We start from the raw sequence: 21,373 nt of genomic DNA, 5'->3' as shown, positions 1-21,373 counted from the left end.
GGCCGCCCATTTGATTATCCAATAGATGCAATCATAACTATGCGCTTGCCTTATTCCTGCAAGTCCCCACATTTGTGGCGCTGCTGCTGACAAAGATTTTCATGACCATGGCCCAACACCCACTTGATCATTTGCGCATCGATTCGATGCTGACTGACCCGCTGGCAGACACCCTCAGCGCGTTCACGGTCGTCGGCACCGAGCTTGTGCGCTTTGAAAGCAGCGTTCCCTTTGAAACGCGCTTCGATGCGGACGAACGCTTCACGTTCGGCGTCGTGATCACGGGCAGCCACAACATATGGCTGGACGGAGAAACGGCGCCAGTTCGCCCGACAGCCGGCGACTGCTTTTTGCTGACCGGCGCACGCGCTGGCCGCGCCTTCAACGTCGAAGGCGGTCGAGAGATTTACTGCTCGGACTATAGCGGCGGTTCGGGCGGCGTTATGCGCGTCGGAACCGGATCGATGAATGACGTTGTCGTCGCCGGACGTCTCACTCTCGACAAGGAAGGCGCCGCCTGGCTCAGGGAAGCGCTGCCGCCGGTTATTCGTCTCGCCGCCGAGGCTGCCGCAGCGAAGCCGACCGGTTCAATCATCGAACTGCTGAGGTCTGAAAGCGAAGCCGATGCTCCGGGTAGGCGCCTGATCACGAGCCGTCTGGCGGATGTGCTCCTCGTTCAGACGATCCGCACTCATCTCGCGGACAATCCCGAAGCAACCAACTGGCTTGCGGCACTCACCGACCGGCAGCTCGGTCGCGCCATACAGAAATTTCACGCCGATCCCGCGGCTGATTGGACAGTGGCATCGCTGGCAAAGGCGGCGGGAATGTCGCGTTCATCCTTCGCCGAGCGATTTCGCCGCCGAGTGGGACTCTCACCTCTCGACTACGTCACGCGCTGGCGGATGCACAAGGTGCGGCGAGAATTGCTGGCCACGAGCTTGCCCTTTGCCACCGTCGCCTATCGGAATGGCTACGCCTCCCGCACCTCCTGCAGCCATGCTTTCAAGCAGGTCTTCGGCTACTCGCCCAGCGAACTTCGTGCTGAACAGAAACTCACGCTTTCGCAAGCGGACGGTGCACGGCCGCCGCTGTCAGAGCCAAGCGACGATTCATTTTCGCTGTAGGCGTCAACCTTCAGTAACCAATTGAAGGTTGAGCCGCTAGGTACCCGACAGATTGCGCAAGATGATCAACTGGGCGATCTTGTCGCGGTGCATTGAGAAGTAGAATACCAGAACAAGAGGTTCTGGAAGGCCGCGCCTGTCACAATTTCCGTCGACATGCGCCGTCAGAATGCAATGTCCGTAGTGGTCAACGTTACTGACCACGTGGATGGCAAGCTGTTCGCCGACAACGTCACGAATCACCCATTCGCGAATTGCTTCCTTTCCCCAGTGATCGCAAAGCTGGTCATTCACCAGCGCGTCATCGACGAATGTGTCCAGCAGCAGCTCCAGGTTTCCGGAATTCGTCGCACGCACGAATGTATCCACTGGGAGCGGAAGCGCCGAAAGTTGATGGAGTTCGATCAACGCCCGTCGGATCCGTTCATCCTCCAAGTGAAAGATCCAATCGAAGGCGATGCTTTCTCCGAGTTCGCCGCGTCTAACCAGCACAGTCAAGACGACACCCCCCTTCTCCCGCCGGCAACTGACGGGGCGAATCTGGACAGCTCCACGCCCTAGAAAGTCACGCAGCCAAGCAGCTCTCTCGTCGCCTCGAAGTTCGCGTCCCGCGTCCACGAGAATGCAATCGCTCTCCATCGCCGAGACCATTCGATCAACGTCGGTGACCTGAGCCGCGCGCAGAAACCTGTCGACGCGCGAGGGAAGGCTCCAACCAGACATTGTCCGCCCCATCGGTAGATTCCGCGCCACCAAGCTTCCTCCCTCTCCTTATCGCAGGTGGAAGTCCCACGGTCGCGCTGATCGGTGCAAATCATTGCAAAGCCGCGCATCGACACCGGCCATTCGGCTAAGCACCGCGCGGCTCCGGCATCGGAAAGAACGCACCAAGCCGCTCCCCCTACCAACACGAAGATCGCGCCAGACTGACAGCGCTTAGCGTCCCTTTGCGTAGCTTAGCGAGCAATCGACGCTGCACTCTGCGACATTGCAGGCGAAGAGCTTGGACGCTCGTTTCGGGCGGAACAGGCTCTCCGATAGACATCTGTCAGGAGCTTGCGTGATGACATCTGCACTGTTGATCAAGGATATCCGGACGCGGGCTGTACTCGTGCCATTGCGGCGTCCGGTGATTGCCGGCATCGGGCGGTTCGAGTTGTGGCCACTGGTGCTCGTCGATCTCGAAACCACCGGCGGCATCATTGGGCACAGTTATGTGGCGCCGTACCGCGCGGCGGCCATACCGGTCGTTGTTGCCGCCCTGAGAGATCTGCACGACATGCTGAAGGGCACGCCGGTGGCGCCGTTCGATGCATTCGAGTCCGCAGCCAAGGCCCTGAACGTCGTCGGTTTGGCCGGCATGTCGATGATCGCGGCCTCTGCGGTGGACATGGCGATCTGGGACACGCTGGCGAAAGCGGCCAACCAGCCGTTGGTCAGGTTTCTCGGCGGCACTCCCGGTCCCGTTCGCAGCTACGACAGCAACGGCCTATGGCGGCATGAAGTGAGTACGCTGGCTGCCGAGGCGCGCGAGCTTCAACGAGAGGGTGGCTTCTCCGCCATGAAGCTGCGGCTCGGCAACGAGCACCTGAAAGACGACGTCGCCGCGATCAACGCAGTCCGCGAGGGTGTCGGCAGAGACATCGATCTGATGGTCGACTTCAATCAGGCCCTCGGCCTCGGCGACGCCATTCGACGTTGTCACGAGCTTGATGAGACCGGCCTCTACTGGTTCGAGGAACCGATCGCGTACGACAACACCCGCGGATATGCCCAGCTTGCCGCCAAAGTGCGCACGCCATTGCAGATGGGCGAGAACTTCTACGGTCCTCGCGACTTCTTCGCTAATCTGAATGCCGGCGCGGTCCATTATGCCATGGCCGACCTGATGCGCATCGGCGGCGTCACCGGCTGGCTGCGCGCAGCGAGCATCGCAGCAGCGACGGGCGTCCAGCTCTCCAATCATCTGTATCCCGAGATTTCTGCCCACCTGCTGCGCGTGACGCCGACGGCGCATTGGCTCGAGTGGGTCGATTGGGCGAACCCGATTCTCGAGGAACCGCTCCAGCCACGTGAAGGCCGCGTTCATGCCCCGGACCGGCCCGGCATCGGCATCAGCTGGAACGAAAAGGCCGTCGCGAAATACGCCGTCAAGGTTTGATGGCGTCTCCCGCAGATCGAGCGAGATCTTCCGATCCACCACCCTTCCGGCGCACGGAGAACGATAAATGGCCTACCAGACAATCAATCCATCCACCGGCGAAGTCATCAAGCGCTTCACGGAAATCTCGGATGCGGACCTTGATGCGACCGTGGCCGAAGCTCAGGCTGCCTTCGAGACCTGGCGCCAGCAACCTGTCAAGCACAGAGCAAAAGTTCTCAACGCCGTCGCGGCCAAGCTGCGCGAGAACGCCGAAGAATATGCGCGATACCTCACCCTCGAAATGGGAAAGTTGATTGCTGAGGCCCGTGGCGAGGTCGCTCTCTCCGCAGCCATCATCGATTACTATGCGGCGCGCGCGGAGGCATACCTGAAGCCGCAGCCGCTGCCAGAGGCACCCGGCTCCATCGTCGAAGCGCGGCCACTTGGCATCATCTTCGGCGTCGAGCCCTGGAACTTTCCCTACTATCAGCTCGCTCGGGTCGCCGGTCCACAGCTGATGGTCGGCAACGTCGTGATGATCAAACATGCGAGCAATGTCCCGCAATCGGCGCTGGCATTCGCGCAGCTGTTTGAAGACGCCGGAGCGCCCAAGGGGCTCTACACCAACCTCTTCGCCAATTTCGAGCAGGTCGCACGGCTCATCGACGATCCGCGCATCCGCGGCGTCACCCTCACCGGCAGCGAACGTGCCGGCGCGATCGTCGCGGAGCGCGCCGGCCGTAACCTCAAGAAATCCGTCATGGAACTCGGCGGTAGCGATCCGCTCATCGTGCTCGAGGACGCTCCTTTCGAGCCGACGCTCGATAATGCGCTCTGGGGCCGCATGAACAACACCGGGCAGAGCTGCGTCGCCGCCAAGCGGATCATCGTGGTCGGGAAGAATCGGGGCGCCGCATTCCTCGAGGGACTCAAGGCGCGCATGGGCGCACTCAAGACCGGCGATCCGTTCGATCCTGACACGACGCTCGGCCCCGTCTGCTCGGAGCAGGCCATGCACCGGCTGCTCGAGCAAATCGAAGCCGCCAGCAACGGCGGCGCCGAGGTCGTTCTCGGAGGCGGCCGGGTAAAGCGGCCCGGCTTCTATGTCGAGGCGACGATCCTGACCAGCATCAGCAGGGACAATCCGATCTTCCGGCAGGAATTGTTCGGGCCGGTGATGAGCTTCTACGTTGTCGACAGCGAGGAAGAGGCGATCGCGCTGGCCAATGCGACGCCGTATGGCCTCGGCGGCTCCGTCTTCACGGCGGACCTGACGCGCGGCCGACGGCTAGCGGCCCGGATCGAAAGCGGCATGGTTTTTGTCAATCATCCGACGTGGACCGCACCGGAACTTCCCTTCGGCGGCGTCAAGAGATCCGGATACGGCCGTGAACTGTCGGAGCTGGGTTTCGGAGAATTCGTCAACCGGCGGCTCATCAACGTCTCTCCCGTCGGGGCGCCACCACCCGGCGTCAACCAGGGCGGCTAATCACAGCGCATCAACCAGGAGATCCCACGATGAAGACGGTCCAAGAAGCATTCTTCGATGTCGCCCGCAAGCTGAAGCTCACCACGATCTTCGGCAACCCCGGATCCACCGAAGAAACTCTGCTGAAGAACTTTCCTTCCGATTTTCGCTACGTGCTCGCGCTGCAGGAAGCGCCCGCCGTTGCGATGGCGGATGCCTATGCCCAGGCGACGGGTGAGGCCGTGCTGGTCAACCTGCACACCGCGGCGGGCATGGGGAATGCGTTGGGCAATATCGAGAGCGCCTGGTACAACCGCGCGCCACTGATCATCACTGCCGGTCAACAGACCCGCGAGATGTTGCTGATCGAGCCATATCTCACCAACGTGCAGCCGCTCGAAATCCCGAAGCCGTTCGTCAAGTGGGCTTATGAGCCTGCCCGTGCGGAAGACGTGCCAGCAGCTCTGATGCGTGCCTACGCCATGGCGGTGCAGCCACCAGCCGGGCCGGTCTTCCTGTCGATCCCGATGGACGATGTCGACAAGCCCTGTCCGCACCCACCGCAAATCCGGACGCTCAGCCGTCGCCTGGGGGCGGATCCACAAAACCTCGCCTCGGTCATCGAAGCGCTTTCCTCCGCCAGGTCGCCCGCGCTCGTGATCGGCGGCGCCGTCGACCAGAGCGGCGGTTGGGATGACGCAGTGCGGCTTGCCGAGAAGCTGCGTTGCGAGGTGTGGGCGGCGCCGGCCGAAGGCCGGCCCGGCTTTCCCGAGACCCATCGACTTTATCAGGGCATGCTGATACCAGCGCGATCGGCCCACTCGGGAAACAACTGACAGGCCATGATGTGATCGTCGTGATCGGCGCGCCGGTCTTTCGCTACTATCCCCACGTTCCCGGCGACTACATCCCCGCGGGATCTCGCCTCTTTCACATTACCGATGACCCGGCCGAGGCTGGCCGTGCACCGGTGGGAGAGAGCGTCCTTGCCGATCCTGGACGGGCCTGCGCGGTGTTGGCGGATTATGTCGCACCGCCGGATCGGGCGCCACCACCGGCACGGAGCAAGCTGCCGCAACCGGAGAGCGCGACGAAGATCACGGCCGACTTCCTCTATCATTCGATCAACGAGGCTCGACCGCAGGACAGTGTTCTTGTCCAGGAATCGCTTTCGACCCTGAAGATGCGGCGTCAGCGCCTGCCGACGAGCCGGTCGCGCTCGTTCTTCTCGATGTCGAGCGGAGTTCTTGGTTACGGTCTGCCCGCCGCTGTCGGGGTCGCGCTTGCCGAGCGCGACAAGGGCGGCGACCGCAAGATCGTCTGTATCGTCGGCGACGGAGCCGCCAACTATGTCATCCAGGCCCTCTGGACGGCTGCACAGCACAGGTTGCCGATCCTGTTCGTTATCCCTCGCAACGGCGCCTACAATATTCTGAAGTCGTTCGCGCATCTGCTCGAGACTCCCGGTGTTCCCGGTCTCGATCTGCCAGGTCTTAATTTCGTCTCGCTCGCTGCCGGCTATGGCGTCATCGCCGAGCGGGTATCCGATCCGGCGTTGCTGGCAAGCGCCCTGCGCTGTGGCATGGCGAGCGAAACTCCGCACCTGATCGAAGTGGAGATCGACCCGGCCGTCCCGCCGCTCATCTGACTTCTCACCCCGCGAAGTCCATCCCAGGAGGTCAGCATGAAAGCAATCGGCTATCTTGTTCCGCAGCCAATCACGGCAACGAACGCTCTCATCGAGCTCGAGCTGCCTATCCCAGCACCGAAGCCACGCGACCTGCGCGTGGCAGTAAAGGCGATCTCGGTCAACCCGGCCGACGTCAAGCGTCGTGCCAGCAGCCCGCCCCCCAAGGGCGAGGCCTGCATCCTGGGTTACGACGCGGCGGGCGTCGTCGAGGCTATTGGCTCCGACGTGACGATGTTCCGGCCAGGCGACGAAGTGTTCTATGCAGGCGCCATCGATCGGTTCGGCACGAATGCCGAATTGCATCTGGTCGACGAGCGCCTCGTCGGCAATAAACCCAAGACACTGAGCTTCGCCGAGGCAGCCGCGTTGCCGCTCACCTCGATCACCGCATGGGAGTTGCTGTTCGACCGCCTGGGCGTTCCCTATGGCGTCAAGACGCAATCCGGCACGCTGCTGATCATCAACGGTGCCGGCGGCGTCGGATCGATCCTGACCCAGATTGCGCGGCGCCTCACCGGACTTACCGTTATCGCAACGGCATCTCGACCGGAGACGATCGCGTGGTGCAGGAAAATGGGTGCACATCACGTGATCGACCACCACCAGCCTTTCCCCGAACAGTTGCTGGGCTTTGGGGTTGCGCAGGTCGAGTATGTCGCCGGTCTGACTGCAACCGGAAAGCATCTCCAGGCTATCGAGGCAGTGATGGCACCGCAGGGTCACCTGGCGCTGATCGACGATCCCGACGCGCTGGACATCGTCGGTCTCAAGCGCAAGTGCATATCAGTGCATTGGGAATTGATGTTCACCAGATCGCTCTACCAGACCCCGGACATGATTGCGCAGCACCGCCTTCTGAATGAAGTCGCCGCTCTCGTCGACGATGGTGTGCTCCGCTCCACGATGACGGACGATGAGGGCGCCATCAACGTAGCGAATCTGAAGCGCGTGCACGCGCTGGTCGAGAGCGGTCGCGCGATCGGAAAGACGGTGCTTTCCGGCTTCTGAGGCAACCAGCCACGATCACCCGAAATGCAAATCTCATATCAAAGAAGCCTCATCGAAATGAAAAACTCCAAAACGGCTGTCTTCGTTACCGCCATCCTGGCCCTAGCCGCACGCGCGGCCGCATCTGCCCAGGACATGCCTGCCCCTGCCTTGTCGGGACCTCCGGTCGTCACGGACGCCCGTGGTCGTGGCACCTTGCCGACCGTGAGCGGCCATACCGCCATCGTGCCGACGCTCTACCAACTGGACGCACAACCAATCGAACAGATTTCGCCGCTCGTCCAGCGCCAGTATTTGAACGGCACGCAGTCGACCTTCGTCAAATGGACGGTGAAGAAAGGTGGAGTATTTCCGCTGCATCATCATGCCAGCGAGCAGATCACGTGGATCACCGAAGGGCGCTGCGAGGTTTACTCCCAGGGCAGAAAGTTCGTGATGACGGCTGGCACTGTTCCGGTCATACCGCCGAATACGCCGCACGAGTTCGTTTGTACCGAGGACACAATCGATATCGATTTCTTCGCGCCGCAACGCCAGGACTGGCTCGATGGCGCACCTTCCGTCGCAGCGGGAAGATGACCCGTCCCCTCTCCATCGCCACGCACGGGCAACAAGAGCAGCAAGGACGTGAAATGACGGACAGTACAGGCAGCGTAGTCCGAGTCGGTCACATCGACCTATCTTTCCACGACGCCAGTGCGCGGGAAGTCGAGGCGATCTTGACGTCTCACGGCCATCACGTCGAGCGCTCGGCAGCACCGCATGGGGAGATGTTCCAGCGGATGCGCCGCGGCAAGATCGATATGCTTGTTTCGGCGTGGCTTCCGACAAGTCACGGCGGCTACCTCAGACCATTCGAGCAGGCGGTGCGAAAGGTCACCGTCCTGTATGAACCCTACTGCATCTGGGGCGTGCCGGAATACGTCCCGGCCGACGTCGCCGGGGTTGCGGACCTCCTAAGGCCAGAGGTTTCGGCCCGAATGGAAAAGTTGATCCAGGGTATCAATCCGGGGGCCGGCATAAGCCGCTTCTCGAAGGCCATCATTGAGCAATATGGCTTGGCGGCCGCGGGCTATCACTTCGAGGCTGGGACGGAGCAAGACTGCTTCGGCCGGTTCGAGGATGCGGTGGCTGAACGCCGCTGGGTCGTCATTCCGCTTTGGCATCCGCAGGCGTTGCATCATCGTCACAAGATTCGCGCGCTCGAGGAGCCAAAGGGGCTGCTCGGCGGAACCGACAAGGCTACCCTGATCGTGCGTCACGATGCCGAGGTTCGGATCGGCGCGCCTGCGCTCGCTGAATTGTCGCGCCTAACTATCGGCAACACGCGCATGAGCGCGCTCGACGATGCGCTGCGCCGCAACGCCGGCTTGGATTCCCAGCCACGTAAACGTGGAGGATGACACGTCTCTCTCGACGAAAGTAGTTTCTCGCCCGCCCCACGCAGGAACCGACACATGACCCATTCCAAGCTTCTCCAGGATACACGACAACTGACTTATGCCGGCGCGGCAATCGCCATCGAGGCCGCAGTCGCAAGGTCGAAGAAAATCGCAGCGCCGGAATGCATCGCTGTTGTCGATGCTGGCGGCAACCTCCTGGCCTTCGCAAGGGTCGAGGGTGCCGCAGTGCTTGCCCGCGAGCCCGCTGTCGCCAAGGCTGCCACGGCAGCTTCTCTGGCGATGCCGACAGGTGGCATACCGTTCGAGTTTGGTGCTAATCTCGGCTTCGCGAGCCAAGGCGGTATCGTCAATCTCGGCGGCGGCTTCCCTATCATCTTCAATGGCCACGTCCTCGGCGCCATCGGCGTCGGCTCCGGCACCACCGAGCAGGACGTAGCGGTGGCTGAAGCCGGCCGCGATGCCGTGCTCGCTGCTCTCTCAGCCCAAACCGATTGACAGGCGGCCCACCCATTCCGGAGCCGATGATGAGCCGTCTTCCCCGCCCAACCGCAGCATGCTTCGCTCTCCTTCTTGCGTTGCCTGTCGCCGTATGCGCCCAAACCCATGGAGAGATCATGAATACGTCAACTCGCGTGCCAACAGATCGTCCGATCGGCGACATCGAGCCGGTTTTCGAATTTCGTGACGACATGCCCACCGGAGTGACCGTCGCCGACAACGGTCGGATCTTCATCAACTTCCCACGATGGGGCGGTGAGGTCCCCTTTACAGTCGCGGAAATCCGCGACCGAAAGATCGTTCCATATCCCGACGCGACGATAAATAAGTTCGATCCAAAGCGTCCGAGCGAGACGCTTGGCAGCGTGCAGAGCGTCGTCGTCGACCCGGTGAACCGGCTCTGGATCCTCGACACCGCGGCGCCCTCCTTCAGCACGCCCGTGCCTGACGGCGCGAAGCTCGTCGCCGTCGATCTCGCGACGGACAAAGTGGTCAAGACCATTGTGCTGGCGCCGACCTCCGTGCTGAACACCACCTACATCAACGATGTGCGCTTCGATCTGCGGAAGGGCAAAGCTGGCCTGGCGTACATCACCGACTCCTCGGTTTCGGGCCCGGGCGCAATCATCGTCGTCGACCTCGACAGCGGTGAAAGCTGGCGTAAGCTGAACGGCCACGCTTCAACGTCGGCCGACCCCGCGTTCGTTCCCGTGGTCGAGGGCGAGACCCTTGCAATTCGCGAAACGGGAAAGCCGCCTGTCCCCTTCGCCGTGGCATCCGATGGCATTGCCCTCTCCGCGGATGGCGCGACGCTCTACTATTGCTCGCTGTCGAGCCGGCATCTGTTCTCAGTCCCGACCGCCCTGTTGCTCGACCGATCGGTCTCCGAGGCCGACGTGGCGAAGGCCGTCATCGACCTCGGCGAGAAAGGCGCGTCAGACGGCCTCGAAGCGGACGACAAGGGCCGCATCTATGCCGGAGACTACGAACGTAACAGCATCCGACAGCGTCAGACCGACGGCGAATGGAAAACCATCGCCCATGATCCGCGCATTCTATGGCCAGACACACTTTCTGTCGCCGGCGACGGGTATCTCTATTTCACGGCCAATCAATTGCATCGGCAACCCCAATTCCACGAAGGCAGGGACCTGCGCGAGAAGCCCTACTCCCTGTTTCGCGTAAAAATCGACGCGGGACCGGTGCTCCTCAAGTAGCAGACGAGCAGCGAACACACGGAACGATCGGGACGGCCGAATGCCGCCGTCCCGAATGGATTTCTGTCAACCGATATCGACAGCGAACTTGCCGCGCGACCGGCGCTCCGCGATCGCCTGGTAGGCATCGAATGCGGTTTCGAGCGTGAAGCGCTCCCCGCTGATGTGCGGCTTCAGTTTCCCGGCCTCGACCATTCGTGCCACCTCACGCAAGATCCGGCCATGATGGCGGCGCCCCTCCCCCGTGAGCAACGGCATCAACGTGAACACGCCCGAATAGCTCGCCGCCTTGAACGAAAGCGGCGCGAGCAGGTGATTGCCCCAGCCCAGAGCGCTCGCGACGTGACCGAATTTCTTTACCGCCTCGAATGACGCGTCCAGTCCCGTTCCGCCTACCGTGTCATAGACCATGTCGAAGCCGCGCCCACCCGTCAGTCGGCCAAGGTAGTCGACGACTGCTTCGCTGGATTCGATAAATGTCGCGCGAGCGTGCTCGATGACCTCACGGCTCGATGTCGAACCCGTAGCGAACACGTCAGCCCCGAAATGGCGGGCGAGCTGGATCGCCGCGGTTCCGACGCCGCCGGCGCCGCCTTGGACAAGAAGCTTGTCGCCAGGCTTGACCTGCATCCGGTCAACCAACCCCTCCCAAGCCGTGATCACGACCAAAGGCAGCACCGCCGCCTCGCGGAACGAAAGATTGGTCGGTTTGAGCGCGAGGAGATCGGGATCGACTGCCGCAGACTCCGCGAGCGTTCCCTGGATTCCGCCGACGCCGCCAACCATTCCGTAGACTTCGTCGCCTACCTTGAACTTGGTGACGTCTGGCCCGAGTGCCTCAACGATGCCGGCCATATCGAGCCCGAGAACCGCGGGCGGGAGGTGACGTGCATGGGCGGCTGCGCCGTCGAGAATCTTGAGATCTAGCGGATTAATGCCACTGGCTCGAATTCGCACCAGCACGTCACCTTGCCCTGGCGCGGGACGCGGTATCGTCGTCACGCGGAACGGGCGGCCATATTTCTCGAAGATCGCGGCTTGCGTTGTGCCTGTCATGCTTACTTGCGACCGATTGGGCGTTGAACCTCTCGCCGTAGCTTGGCCACTTCCACGAGGCTCGCGCCTCGCAATCCCTCGCTGAACTGTTGCAGCGTGGTGGCGAGCAGTTCGTCTGCTTCGTGGTTGCGTCCCTGGGCGAGCCAAAGCCGTGCCAACGGAACGGCTGTCCTCACCTCCCAGCCTCTAGCGCATTGTTCGCGCGCCATCGCCAACGAGCGCAACAGCGACTCCTCGGCAAGGGTCGCATCAGGGCGCGGCAGAGCCAAGAGTATCTCTCCTTGCGCGCGCAAGAGATCCGGAAGCTCATAGGTCTCGCCCCGCTCCGTCGCCCTGACGAGAGCACCATCGATCATATTTGCCGCTTCTTCCGCCTGGCCGCTGAGCGCCAAGCCCTCAGCTAACGCACGTTGAAACGCCGTCATGAACATATGGTGCTGTTCCTGATGGAGAGCGGCAAGAGCATCACGTAGCATGGCGACCCCGGATGCTGCGCCTCCCCGGCACACCGCCAATTCCCCCCTGAACCCAAGCCCGATAGCATGGTAGGAAGCAAGCGAATGTCTCGCCGCATGAGCGACAAGGCGCTCCACACGCCCATTGGCAAGCTCGTAGTCCGCATCCCATAATGCAACCGATACCGTATAGAACAAGGTAGCGCATAGGCTTACGGGATGCCCGCAGCGCTCTGCCTCTTCGATTCCCTGGCGCGCTGTCCGTTCGGCCTGTTCCGGAAACCCACGCAGCCACAGGACACGGGCAAAGACCGCGAGGCTGCGAACACGATAATCGTAACCGAAAACATTGACCTCAAGCTGTCCGAGCGAGGCTGCCCGTCTGAATCCGATCTCGCAGTGGTGTTGTGCTCTCCGCTGGTCGCCGATCAGGTGGTAGGCAGCGCCGCGCATCCATTCCGCCGCCACCATGGCGTCCGCTCGGTCAAGGTCCGCCGCCAGGACGGCGCTTCGTTCGGCCGCCTCCGCGGCGCCGGAAAACTCGGCAACGCGGATCAGAAAGAGATGCAGCCCGGCGTGGAAATACAGTTGATCCTCGGGCGTCCCTACCGTTTCGGCAAGATCAAGCCCTCGTTGGAGGGCATGACGAATATCCTGCTGTTCTCCCCTGGTGAACATGATCGAGACTGTCAGGTATCGCCGGAGCACGAGTTCAGGCACGCCTCCTCGATCGGAGGTCTCCAGCGCGGCCAACGCATGTTCACACCAATGCCGACACTCGCTCAGCAGCGACATGCACAGAAATAGCGGTGCAGCACCGACCGTGAGTTCGCCTCCGATCCTGCTGTCTCCGCCAGAGGAAAAGCACCACTCAAGCGCCGCCCGAATGTTGCCCATATGGAGTCCGTACGAACCTGGTTCCTGTCGGTCGAAGTCGCGGATCGACCTCGATCGGAGCATGTCGCAATAGTATAGGGCGTGCCGACCGGCGACGATATCGCGCTCCTCCGTCTCCTCAATCTTGAGCATCGCGTAGGACCGCGTCGTATTCAGCAGACGATAGTAGATCTTTCCGCCGACCGTCGAGATCCCGATCAGGGACTTGTCGATCAGGCCTGCCAGCGCCTCGGCGGCATCTTGTTCCGATACCACCTCGTCGGCCACAACTCTCTGTGCGGCATCGGGCGAAAAGAACCCGGCAAAGACGGATAATCTCCGAAGAACGCGCTGCTCCTTTTCGGACAGGAGATGGTAGCTCCAGTCCAACAAGGCGCGCATGGTCTGGTGCCGCGGCAAAGCACTACGCCTACCTTCCCAGAGCAGCTTGAATCGGTTTTCCAGGAGGTCGGCAGTCCCCTGAATCCCGTATGCACCGACCCGGCTGGCGACCAACTCGATCGCAAGCGCCAACCCGTCGAGCTGTCGGCAAATGCTCGCCACGGCCGGCGCTTCATTATCGTTGAGCTGAAAGCGATATCCTCCAGCCGCCGCCCGCTCCATGAAAAGCTGGGCGGCAGGCCAACCAACTACGCAATCCGCCGTCAGGTCGGCGCCGGCGGGAGGTGCATCAAGGGGATGCAGCAGATAGACATGCTCGTCTTCTACACGAAGCGTTTCGCGACTGGCCGCAAGGATGAACACGTCCGACACGCTGGCGAAAATTCTCTCGGCCAGCGGCGCGACCCTGTCGATCACGTGTTCGCAATTGTCCAAGACGAGCATCGTCCGCTTGCCGGTGAGAACGGAGACAAGGCTTTCGAAACAGTCTTGTGAGCCTGTGGACAGACCAAGCACTGACTCCACCGCGTTCCCGACGAGCGAGCCATCCGAAATCGCACTGAGGTCGACGAAGTAGACCGCTCCGTCGAATTTCTGGCGGAGCGTGTGGCAAACGGCCGTTGCGACCGTTGTCTTACCTAAGCCTCCCGCCCCCACCACGCTGACGAAGCGGTGCCGAAGAAGGAGCCCTGAGAGCTCAGAGACAGTCTCGTCGCGCCCGACCATGCGCTCCAAACGCGGTGGCAAATTGCAAGGCGGAGCCGAGGAATGGCGCAGAGCGCGGGCGGCATGCGGTTGCGGCGCCGTGGTTCGCCTAACAGGTGCTACGAAGCAATAGCCTCTGCCAGGAATGTTCGTCACGTAACGAGCGCCATCGCGGCCATCAAGCAGCGCCCGGCGAAGATTCGTGACGTGAACGCGAAGGTTCGCATCCTCCACCAACAAGTCCGGCCACACCTGATTCATCAAGTCTCGCCGAGAAACGGTCTCCCCAGCGCGCTCGACCAGTGCAATCAGGATATCGAGCGCGCGACTGCCAAGTGCCACGGGCTTATCGTCTCGGTACAGGATGCGTCCAACGGACGAGAGTCGAAACGGCCCAAAGGACAAGAATTCCTCTGCCCCCATAACCGAATTATCCGCCATGAACGTTCACCTGCGCGGGTCGTACCATGCTCATATGACCGAGACCTCGGCCGAGAAGTTGCACCTGGTTCGGCTATGTTGCGCTTTGTCATCCGGCACGAAGTGGTCCTAGCGTGCTAAGTATTATTCCAGGTCATAGAGCCAAAGGCGCCCGGGTCTCTCAGGGTCCAAGGATCGTCTCCCAACGTCCAAAGCTCTGTTATCGCTCCGTCTCAAGAACAACGCGGCAGAAGATCGCGCTGATCGCGGAAAAGATAGAGGGGTAGCGAGTTGAGCCCAGTTGCCGGCGTTCAGCGCAACGCGTCGAGCGTCCTCAGCATTCTCTACTCTCATAGTTGAAGTTTAGATTTCCCTAGGCGGCCCCGTGTTCGGCCAGCGTTTGCTTGTGCGCGCCGCTCCGCCTCGCCGATATCCGGTTAGCCGCAGAACGACAGTTGACGTTGGTTGCCAAAGTATTTTTTTGATCTCCCGGTGCACACGTCGCCCACACGTCGCCTTCTAACCAATTGAAACATTTGAACTCTCGCTCCAATCCATCACGGGCAAGTTTGAGCTAGTTTCAGGAAGTGTCATCGGACGTCGTACTATATCACGTAGGTCCACCGACGAGACGGCCGCGACAGGTTCGAATCCTGGACCTGCAACCATCTCAAATTACTCTTCGAGTCAGCGGCTTGAGACCCCTACGACTTGCGGTATTCAGCTTGGAAGTCTTCGAATTTCCAGAGTGCTTTCAGCACTCATTCGGACGTTTTGCCTGCTTTTCGGGCGATTGAGATCACTACAGAATTTCTCTTTGTCGGAATGCCTTTATCGATCGTCCATCAAACGCTGAAGATACCGCCGCTTTTTCGGAACGGACGGTCATCTATGGACGGGATCGATCCCACGCTTGATGGCCGGAACGGCGAAGCGATCCCTATTGCACGGACGGGGAAGTATGCCTGGCACGGCTCGTGCATCGAGCAAGCCGACAAGGCGGCCGGAGTATAGTCGCCGCCCGCGCTGATCCAGATCAAGGATGCGGCGCTTGCCCAGCAGCGTGAGTGTTCGTGCACGCGCTAGTTGCTCGCCGGGCGAGCCAATGTGTGGCCGAGCCGGGTCCGGCAATGGCTCATCAGATATTGGAGCCGTTGAGAGGCAAGACCTAGCGCGGCCATCTCGGCGCCGTCGGCGCCCTCACCGCCAGCATTTCTGGCGAGTTCAGCCCTGAGGATGCTGTCAATTCTCCGTTCGATTTGGTCCAGTTCGGCCTCGCTCTTCGCCATCCTGATTTCGTTGCCAAGCTCGTAAAGCGGCTCCAGCATACTTTCCGGTCCGCGGCCTGAGCGGGCGAAACGCCAGGCTGCCACGAGGATGGAGATCAGAGAGCCGAGCAGCAGCGACCCGTAGTAAAGCTTGTCATCGTATTTGTCGAAGAAGCTCTGCTGGTTGCCATTGTAATAGGTCGCAGCCCCCGGATGGATCGGGATCAACGCGTCCGCATCCGTGCTCGGCGCCGCGGCCTGGGCCAATATCGGAAACTGTGACAGCAGATCCCGTTTTGCATCGACCAGCGACTGCGCCAGATCGGTAATGGCGTCGGCATTGACTGACTTGTTGGCGACGAAAAAATACGACAAGCGCAGCGACGTCAGGTCATCGGACGGAACCGGCGGAGCGCCCCGCAAGGTGCCCTTCGGGATGTCATAGCTCTCGTAATACTGCGCGACGTTGGCGACCGCGCCAGCCGACTCGATTTCGATCAGTTTTAGCCCCGCCCCTTTGGCGCGTTCCTGGTGAAAGAATTGCCTAACTTTGGCGAGGTATTTCTCCGTTAGCGGAACAACGGCCAGCAACGCGTGAACTTTTCCTGATGCGAGCGACGCCGCAGCGTCGTTGATGGCAACATTCTTAAAGGTGACCTTGGCGCGGTCGAATTGATACACCTGCTTGAGGGCCTCAACTGTCGGAGCGTTGATGGCGCCGCCGACGACGCCAATGGTTGTATCGTGTAGGTCACCGAGGCTGTCGGCGCTGACAGCCGCGGGCGTCACGATCAGGACCACCCCATGGGTCAGGAGCAGAACGCTCCGCGCGTCCGCCAGGCCTCTGGTGTCGCCGCGAACGACTGCAAGATCGGCCTTGCCCGCCGCCAACAATTCGGCGGCCTTCGCTGAACTTCCGGCATCGCTGACCTTCAACAGGACATGAGAGTTCGACGCCGACAGGCGCGCTGATATCGCCGAGATCAGCGCCAGCGACTCGCCATCGGCCGACCCGGCAGCCACGGTGAGCACAACAGGCTTTGCGAAGTAGCGATATGCGAACCATCCGCTGCCAATCGCCGTGGCCGTGGCTGCTCCGACAATCAATATCCTGAGCCATCGTGGCCACAGATTGATTGCGGGGGTGCTCATGGCATCACGATACGAACGCCAGGATCAGGCCGCATACCCCGAGGGAAACATTGATGCCCGCCTGCCCCTCCACCGAGAGTGGCTGCAGTGCGATGGTGCGGTTTGAACCACCAAACAGCACGTTGGCAACTGTACGCTTCGCAATGGGCAACATCAGCAGGTCTCCTATCATCGAACACCAGACCTAACGAATGGCGCTCTTCTCTCAATCGGCCTTCATCCGAATTCCCAGTTTCGCCCGCTCATCCTTGAATACGACAGCGATGGCTTCGATGATGAGTTTGTCAGGATTTGCCTTGCAGTACTGGATCACCTCATGCTCCACGACCTTTCCCTTCCTGAGATCCAGGTAGTGCTTCTTGGCCAGACCGTTGTACCAACCGCTGTACCAGGACGTCAGAGCGTCCGCGTCTTCCTGGTAGGTACCCGCGAGTTGGGCGCATGTCAGTTTCTGCACATCGATGAAGCCGTTGCTGTCGACGTAGGTCGACAGCGGCGTCTGGGCGAGAGCGCCGGAGCAAGCGGTTGTCATGGCAACTGCAAGAAGGTAACAATACCGCATTATAAATCCTCTATCTCTTGTTCGACTTGGGTGTTCCGCGGCAGGCGCGCTTTGCTCAAGGAACCGATCGCAGTTGAAGCGCTGACAGACCAAGTGTGACATCCAGCGCGACCGAGCCCTCGACCGACACCGGTTGCAGTGCGAAGCTTCTGTTGGATCCGCCGACCAGAACGTTTGCCCCAACACCAACGCCCAACGCCACATCACCGCTTGCACCAACATAGGTGCCAGCCAGAGCGCCGGCAGGAACGCCGGCGCTGGGCGCCAGAACGCCCCACGCCAAAGCGCCGCCACCGATTATCCCAATATCAATTCCCACAGTGTTGAGGGCACCCTCGTAAAGTTGTGGGGGACCGGGCATGGATGGCACGAAGCGGCACTCCATCGACTGGTGTCCGACGATAATGAAGCCAATGCTCGGGTTAAGCTTACAGCTAAGCATACCCGTCTGGGTCCATGTTGGCGTCTGGGCCGAAGCAGGACCGGCAAGTGCAACCAACGTTGCGCAAAGAGCCAATGCCTTAGGACTCATAATAACGCCCTCCCCGCATCTTCCATTTCAAAATCGATAATTGATGCCGCCGCGGAAGGTGTTGAGCTTGTCCGTGCTTGCGCCCGTGCCGACCACCTGCGTGAAAAGATATTCACCCTTCAAGGACCAGTTAGGTGTGAAGCCATATTCGATGCCCAGGCCTGCAACGATGCCAGGGCGCCAGGCGGAGGCCGCGCAATTCGGGAGCACACCAAGCGTACCGCAAGGCAAGCCCGCAATTGAGGTGCCATTGGCGCTCGATTTCACAAATGCCGCACCGCCGGTTACGTAGAGCAGCGAGTTATTCAAAGCGACGCCAACGCGTGCTCTTGCCGTTCCAATGGCGCTGACCTTGGACGCGATATCGAGCGCAATACCCTGCCCAATGCCAGCAATAGCCGGATTTGAGATGCCGTTGCCCTTGATGTTCGCCCAATCAAGATCACCCTCGAGGCCGATCACCACATACCCCTGCTGGATCTGGGCGCCCATGGTGCCGCCGAGCATCCCGCCACTGATATTGAAGCTTGTACGGTCGAACCTGTTAGAGACGAGCGTCAGCGGATCTTGCGAGCCCCAGCCGTAACCTCCGTTCACGCCGACATAGAGGCCGGTCCAGTTATAGACCTGGGCCACCACGGGCGCGCTCTTATAGGCCTGCACAGGAAGGTCTGCCGCAAAGGCGCTGGTAGAACTGACTGCAGCAAATGCTGCTCCAATAATAAACTTCTTCATGTCGTTCATCACGAAAACTCCGCTCCAAAAGGGCCAAGAGGCCGACGAGGGCCGGCTGCCAAGCCGGCCTTTGCGTTAGCCAGCAAAGATCAGTATGCCGCAACGACGGGTCCACCGAATTTGTAGTTCACGCGCACTGTGATCACATCCACATCTTGGCTGATCTGATTGACCACAGCAGCAGCGCCTGCCGGTACCGAGAAGGAATTGTTGGCATTCCCCATGATCAAGCGATCGTATTCAATGGCTGCCGACCAGTTCGGCGTGAAGCCGTATTCGAACCCAACGCCGATGGCGCCGCCCCAACGGGTTGAGGTCGCATAGTTCAGGCCAACGCCTCCAAACGTGGTCGCTTGAAGAAGGTTGTTGTTCGTCACCGCCGCGCCGCCTTTCAAGTACAGCAACGCTGCGTTCCAGGCGTAGCCAACCTGGCCGGTGAAAAGGCCCAAGCTAGTAACCTTGGAAGAATCGGTAAGAAGCGGATTAACAACACTCACGTGTGAACTGCGCATGCTTGCCCAGTCGCCCTGGCCTTCCAGACCGAACACAAACTGACCAGCCTGCCAACGGTAACCGACCTGTCCACCGATGACGCCTCCCGACTGACTGTGGCAACCGTCGGGAATGACCGCGCCACCTGCCGGTACGACGCCCCAGCAATTACGGCTCGTTCCATATCCGCCGTTACCGCCGATGTAGAAGCCGGTCCAGTCGTAGACTGCAGCCATCAAGGGGGCCTTGACCGGGGCGTAAGTTCGCTGCGGCAGGTCGGCAGCGAACGCAGGGGCTGCGAATGCAGCGAACGCAGCAGCCGCGAGTACGATCTTTTTCATTTTTGAATCCTTTGGAAACACATCAGCCGCAAGTTCGAGGGCCTGTACCGAAAATATTTGGGTCAACTACCGGTCGCTATGTAAAATCGGACAACCGAAGAAAGAAGTTGGCCCGTTGCAAATTCGGTACACTGCAGTGCGACGCTTCCGTTTCGGCAGCATCAACCGACCTCAAGGCCAGTCTTGAAGCCAAATGCTTCGTCGGAAACCGGTCACTGAACAAGGCGGCCTATCACGTGCCGAATGCCATTTCGCAGGCGGCTGCGTCCGCGCTTCTTTTAGGCGCGCTCGGAGGCGCGAATTGCACTTAGTGAATTTGCGCGCTGCGGCCGATGACGCCGGCTCAAGCGCATCGCGTCATCCCGCTCTTTGTACCCGCGACCTCGCCACCGTCTCTGATGGGCGCTCGCCAAAAAGGGCCTTGTATTCCGAGGCAAAACGACCGAATTCAGTAACGCCGTGTTCGCTCATGATGTTTGTGACTTTACTTGACGGCAAACATTTTCCGCGGAGTGCACGGCGGACCATGTTGAGTTGACGTAGCTTAAGATAGCTTGCCGGCCCGACGCCCAGCTGCTGCCGGAACGTCCTCAACAGTGTCCGGCTTGTTACGTCAGCAGCGAGGGCCAAGTCAGCAACCTGAAGCCCTCCCCATTTCAGACCACGGGCATACTTCAAAGCTTTTGCCACGGTGTCGCTGGGCAATCGGGACTTTTCTGTTGGGGGACGCATTTCGCTATCCAAATCCGCAATTGCGGTGATCAATGCATTTAAACTGGCGACACCAAATCCATGGAGCGTCGACGTTTGCTTCTCGCGCATAAGCACGGCGGTGCTCGCGGCTGCCGCAGTCAAACATTCGAACAATTGTTCCGGGGGCGAAATGACGCGCTTTTCCTTCTCGAGCCATGCGAGACGTTTTCTGCCGGTCTTAATAGACAATGTTTCAAAAAACCCAACACGCATCGAAATCGACATCCAACGATGGATGCCGCACGACGCGAACGTAAAATCGCTCCCAGGCGGAAGCACCACAAAGTCCCGAGGCTGAAGGACTTGACCGTCAAAAATCAGACGATCGGCAATTTGCTCGCCCTGGAAAATAAAGCTCAAAGTATCCGGACGCGAAACGCCGTGCAAAATCTTGGAGCCTCCCTCCACGCCAAATTGCAAGACGATCGAACCCAATTTGCAATGACCAACCGACCAAGGGGCTTGACTGGGACCAGTCAGCAGGAAATCCACCGTCGCCCCAATAACCATGTCAGAATATTGGTCAAAGCTAAGGCTGAGCAATGGTACGTCGCTAACAGCCGCCAACGGAAAACTCCTCCCACTCGGCTTTCTATCGGCTCGCGGTGTCATCTTGATACCAAGCATCGCGCGCATATCCTTGAACACGACAGCAATCGCTTCGACGACCGGCTTGCTGGGTTTGGCCTTGCAGTACGATATGACCTCGTGCTCCGCTTCTTTCGCTCTCCTGACGTTGAGACGATGCATACGGGCGAGACCGTCGTACCAACCACTTGGGAACATATCCGCGTCTTCCTGCCAGGTGCCCGCAAGTTGAGCGCAGGTCAGCGCCTGAATGTCGACATGTCCTTCGCTATCTACGCAGGCGCTCAGGTTGGTCTGAGCGCGCGCCGATTGTATTGCCGCCAGGCGGAGTATTGCAGCGAGAGGATCAGTGCTCTGTGTGCAATTGCTCAACATTTTCCGATTGCTGCTTTGGAACCTGTGAGTCACGCTCGAACTCGCGCCCGCCAAAAAAGGCCGGCACGAGTTCGCGCGCTCAAGTCATTTTCCGCGCAGCATGATTG

General features: G+C 60.4%; 20 protein-coding genes. 10 read left to right on the top strand and 10 right to left on the bottom strand.

The features are described from left to right. Positions 1–74 precede the first annotated feature (74 nt). Positions 75–1,127 (top strand): AraC family transcriptional regulator, encoded by a 1,053-nt coding sequence (locus G6P99_RS20705; RefSeq protein WP_165123318.1) that lies wholly within the window; start codon positions 75–77, stop codon positions 1,125–1,127. A 36-nt stretch (positions 1,128–1,163) separates the two neighbouring features. Here the strand turns inward: G6P99_RS20705 and G6P99_RS20700 are convergent, their stop codons facing one another. Continuing rightward, positions 1,164–1,850 carry a nuclear transport factor 2 family protein gene (locus G6P99_RS20700; RefSeq protein ID WP_165123316.1) on the bottom strand — a complete coding sequence of 229 codons (687 nt, stop codon included), beginning with the start codon at positions 1,848–1,850 and terminating at the stop codon, positions 1,164–1,166. A gap of 340 nt (positions 1,851–2,190) precedes the next feature. Between G6P99_RS20700 and G6P99_RS20695 the strand changes: the two genes are divergently transcribed. The 9 genes from G6P99_RS20695 to G6P99_RS20655 all read left to right on the top strand — a co-directional run bounded on the left by G6P99_RS20695 (position 2,191) and on the right by G6P99_RS20655 (position 10,554). After that, positions 2,191–3,288 carry an enolase C-terminal domain-like protein gene (locus tag G6P99_RS20695; RefSeq protein WP_085402269.1) on the top strand — a complete coding sequence of 366 codons (1,098 nt, stop codon included), beginning with the start codon at positions 2,191–2,193 and terminating at the stop codon, positions 3,286–3,288. Positions 3,289–3,355: 67 nt separating this feature from the next. Then, positions 3,356–4,759, top strand: coding sequence for an NAD-dependent succinate-semialdehyde dehydrogenase (locus tag G6P99_RS20690; RefSeq protein ID WP_165123314.1), 1,404 nt, complete (start codon positions 3,356–3,358; stop codon positions 4,757–4,759). 29 nt (positions 4,760–4,788) lie between these two features. After that, positions 4,789–5,574, top strand: coding sequence for a thiamine pyrophosphate-binding protein (locus tag G6P99_RS20685; RefSeq protein ID WP_210256974.1), 786 nt, complete (start codon positions 4,789–4,791; stop codon positions 5,572–5,574). Between the two features lie 11 nt (positions 5,575–5,585). Beyond that, positions 5,586–6,386, top strand: a complete 801-nt coding sequence (locus G6P99_RS20680) for a thiamine pyrophosphate-dependent enzyme (protein ID WP_210256973.1) — start codon at positions 5,586–5,588, stop codon at positions 6,384–6,386. Positions 6,387–6,422: 36 nt separating this feature from the next. Next, positions 6,423–7,436, top strand: coding sequence for a zinc-binding alcohol dehydrogenase family protein (locus G6P99_RS20675; protein WP_165123312.1), 1,014 nt, complete (start codon positions 6,423–6,425; stop codon positions 7,434–7,436). Between the two features lie 24 nt (positions 7,437–7,460). After that, complete coding sequence (locus G6P99_RS20670; protein WP_246709591.1) at positions 7,461–8,015, top strand: cupin domain-containing protein; 555 nt, start codon at positions 7,461–7,463, stop codon at positions 8,013–8,015. Continuing rightward, on the top strand, positions 8,012–8,839 hold the full coding sequence (locus tag G6P99_RS20665; RefSeq protein ID WP_201266200.1) for a glycine betaine ABC transporter substrate-binding protein: 828 nt from the start codon (positions 8,012–8,014) through the stop codon (positions 8,837–8,839). The genes G6P99_RS20670 and G6P99_RS20665 overlap by 4 nt, the downstream gene beginning before the upstream one ends. Positions 8,840–8,893: 54 nt before the next feature. Next, entirely contained in the window at positions 8,894–9,334 is a 441-nt protein-coding gene (locus tag G6P99_RS20660) for a GlcG/HbpS family heme-binding protein (protein WP_085402266.1), read from the top strand. A 119-nt stretch (positions 9,335–9,453) separates the two neighbouring features. Further along, positions 9,454–10,554 carry an L-dopachrome tautomerase-related protein gene (locus G6P99_RS20655; protein ID WP_085402265.1) on the top strand — a complete coding sequence of 367 codons (1,101 nt, stop codon included), beginning with the start codon at positions 9,454–9,456 and terminating at the stop codon, positions 10,552–10,554. Positions 10,555–10,620: 66 nt separating this feature from the next. Here G6P99_RS20655 and G6P99_RS20650 read toward each other — a convergent pair whose 3' ends face one another. The 9 genes from G6P99_RS20650 to G6P99_RS20610 form a co-directional block, all read right to left on the bottom strand. Next, complete coding sequence (locus G6P99_RS20650; RefSeq protein ID WP_165123310.1) at positions 10,621–11,610, bottom strand: zinc-dependent alcohol dehydrogenase family protein; 990 nt, start codon at positions 11,608–11,610, stop codon at positions 10,621–10,623. Positions 11,611–11,612: 2 nt separating this feature from the next. Continuing rightward, complete coding sequence (locus G6P99_RS20645) at positions 11,613–14,489, bottom strand: ATP-binding protein (RefSeq protein WP_165123308.1); 2,877 nt, start codon at positions 14,487–14,489, stop codon at positions 11,613–11,615. Positions 14,490–15,550: 1,061 nt separating this feature from the next. Further along, complete coding sequence (locus tag G6P99_RS20640) at positions 15,551–16,888, bottom strand: TAXI family TRAP transporter solute-binding subunit (protein ID WP_165123306.1); 1,338 nt, start codon at positions 16,886–16,888, stop codon at positions 15,551–15,553. A 4-nt stretch (positions 16,889–16,892) separates the two neighbouring features. Further along, positions 16,893–17,042, bottom strand: a complete 150-nt coding sequence (locus tag G6P99_RS20635) for a DUF992 domain-containing protein (RefSeq protein ID WP_414645581.1) — start codon at positions 17,040–17,042, stop codon at positions 16,893–16,895. Positions 17,043–17,093: 51 nt separating this feature from the next. Next, entirely contained in the window at positions 17,094–17,420 is a 327-nt protein-coding gene (locus G6P99_RS20630) for an HdeA/HdeB family chaperone (RefSeq protein WP_245344133.1), read from the bottom strand. An 85-nt stretch (positions 17,421–17,505) separates the two neighbouring features. Beyond that, positions 17,506–17,982: a DUF992 domain-containing protein gene (locus G6P99_RS20625; RefSeq protein WP_085402258.1), complete on the bottom strand. Its 477-nt coding sequence runs from the start codon at positions 17,980–17,982 to the stop codon at positions 17,506–17,508. 27 nt (positions 17,983–18,009) lie between these two features. Continuing rightward, positions 18,010–18,726 carry an outer membrane protein gene (locus G6P99_RS20620; protein ID WP_165123304.1) on the bottom strand — a complete coding sequence of 239 codons (717 nt, stop codon included), beginning with the start codon at positions 18,724–18,726 and terminating at the stop codon, positions 18,010–18,012. An 80-nt stretch (positions 18,727–18,806) separates the two neighbouring features. After that, positions 18,807–19,550 (bottom strand): outer membrane protein, encoded by a 744-nt coding sequence (locus G6P99_RS20615; RefSeq protein ID WP_165123302.1) that lies wholly within the window; start codon positions 19,548–19,550, stop codon positions 18,807–18,809. Positions 19,551–19,907: 357 nt separating this feature from the next. Beyond that, a complete protein-coding gene (locus G6P99_RS20610; RefSeq protein WP_165123300.1) occupies positions 19,908–21,299 on the bottom strand; it encodes a helix-turn-helix domain-containing protein in 1,392 nt (463 codons plus the stop codon). Positions 21,300–21,373 lie beyond the last annotated feature (74 nt).

Source organism: Bradyrhizobium sp. 6(2017) (genome assembly GCF_011058295.2).
In the GTDB taxonomy this organism is placed as follows: Bacteria; Pseudomonadota; Alphaproteobacteria; order Rhizobiales; family Xanthobacteraceae; genus Bradyrhizobium; species Bradyrhizobium septentrionale.
This window is presented reverse-complemented; position numbering and strand designations above follow the sequence as displayed.

Bases quoted from the DNA above. Each gene is read 5' to 3' on its own strand.
- G6P99_RS20700 (WP_165123316.1), bottom strand. From the start codon at position 1,850: ATGTCTGGTTGGAGCCTTCCCTCGCGCGTCGACAGGTTTCTGCGCGCG.
- G6P99_RS20695 (WP_085402269.1), top strand. From the start codon at position 2,191: ATGACATCTGCACTGTTGATCAAGGATATCCGGACGCGGGCTGTACTC.
- G6P99_RS20690 (WP_165123314.1), top strand. From the start codon at position 3,356: ATGGCCTACCAGACAATCAATCCATCCACCGGCGAAGTCATCAAGCGC.
- G6P99_RS20685 (WP_210256974.1), top strand. From the start codon at position 4,789: ATGAAGACGGTCCAAGAAGCATTCTTCGATGTCGCCCGCAAGCTGAAG.
- G6P99_RS20675 (WP_165123312.1), top strand. From the start codon at position 6,423: ATGAAAGCAATCGGCTATCTTGTTCCGCAGCCAATCACGGCAACGAAC.
- G6P99_RS20670 (WP_246709591.1), top strand. From the start codon at position 7,461: ATGCAAATCTCATATCAAAGAAGCCTCATCGAAATGAAAAACTCCAAA.
- G6P99_RS20665 (WP_201266200.1), top strand. From the start codon at position 8,012: ATGACCCGTCCCCTCTCCATCGCCACGCACGGGCAACAAGAGCAGCAA.
- G6P99_RS20660 (WP_085402266.1), top strand. From the start codon at position 8,894: ATGACCCATTCCAAGCTTCTCCAGGATACACGACAACTGACTTATGCC.
- G6P99_RS20655 (WP_085402265.1), top strand. From the start codon at position 9,454: ATGAATACGTCAACTCGCGTGCCAACAGATCGTCCGATCGGCGACATC.
- G6P99_RS20650 (WP_165123310.1), bottom strand. From the start codon at position 11,610: ATGACAGGCACAACGCAAGCCGCGATCTTCGAGAAATATGGCCGCCCG.
- G6P99_RS20645 (WP_165123308.1), bottom strand. From the start codon at position 14,489: ATGGCGGATAATTCGGTTATGGGGGCAGAGGAATTCTTGTCCTTTGGG.
- G6P99_RS20640 (WP_165123306.1), bottom strand. From the start codon at position 16,888: ATGAGCACCCCCGCAATCAATCTGTGGCCACGATGGCTCAGGATATTG.
- G6P99_RS20635 (WP_414645581.1), bottom strand. From the start codon at position 17,042: ATGTTGCCCATTGCGAAGCGTACAGTTGCCAACGTGCTGTTTGGTGGT.
- G6P99_RS20630 (WP_245344133.1), bottom strand. From the start codon at position 17,420: ATGACAACCGCTTGCTCCGGCGCTCTCGCCCAGACGCCGCTGTCGACC.
- G6P99_RS20625 (WP_085402258.1), bottom strand. From the start codon at position 17,982: ATGAGTCCTAAGGCATTGGCTCTTTGCGCAACGTTGGTTGCACTTGCC.
- G6P99_RS20620 (WP_165123304.1), bottom strand. From the start codon at position 18,726: ATGAACGACATGAAGAAGTTTATTATTGGAGCAGCATTTGCTGCAGTC.
- G6P99_RS20615 (WP_165123302.1), bottom strand. From the start codon at position 19,550: ATGAAAAAGATCGTACTCGCGGCTGCTGCGTTCGCTGCATTCGCAGCC.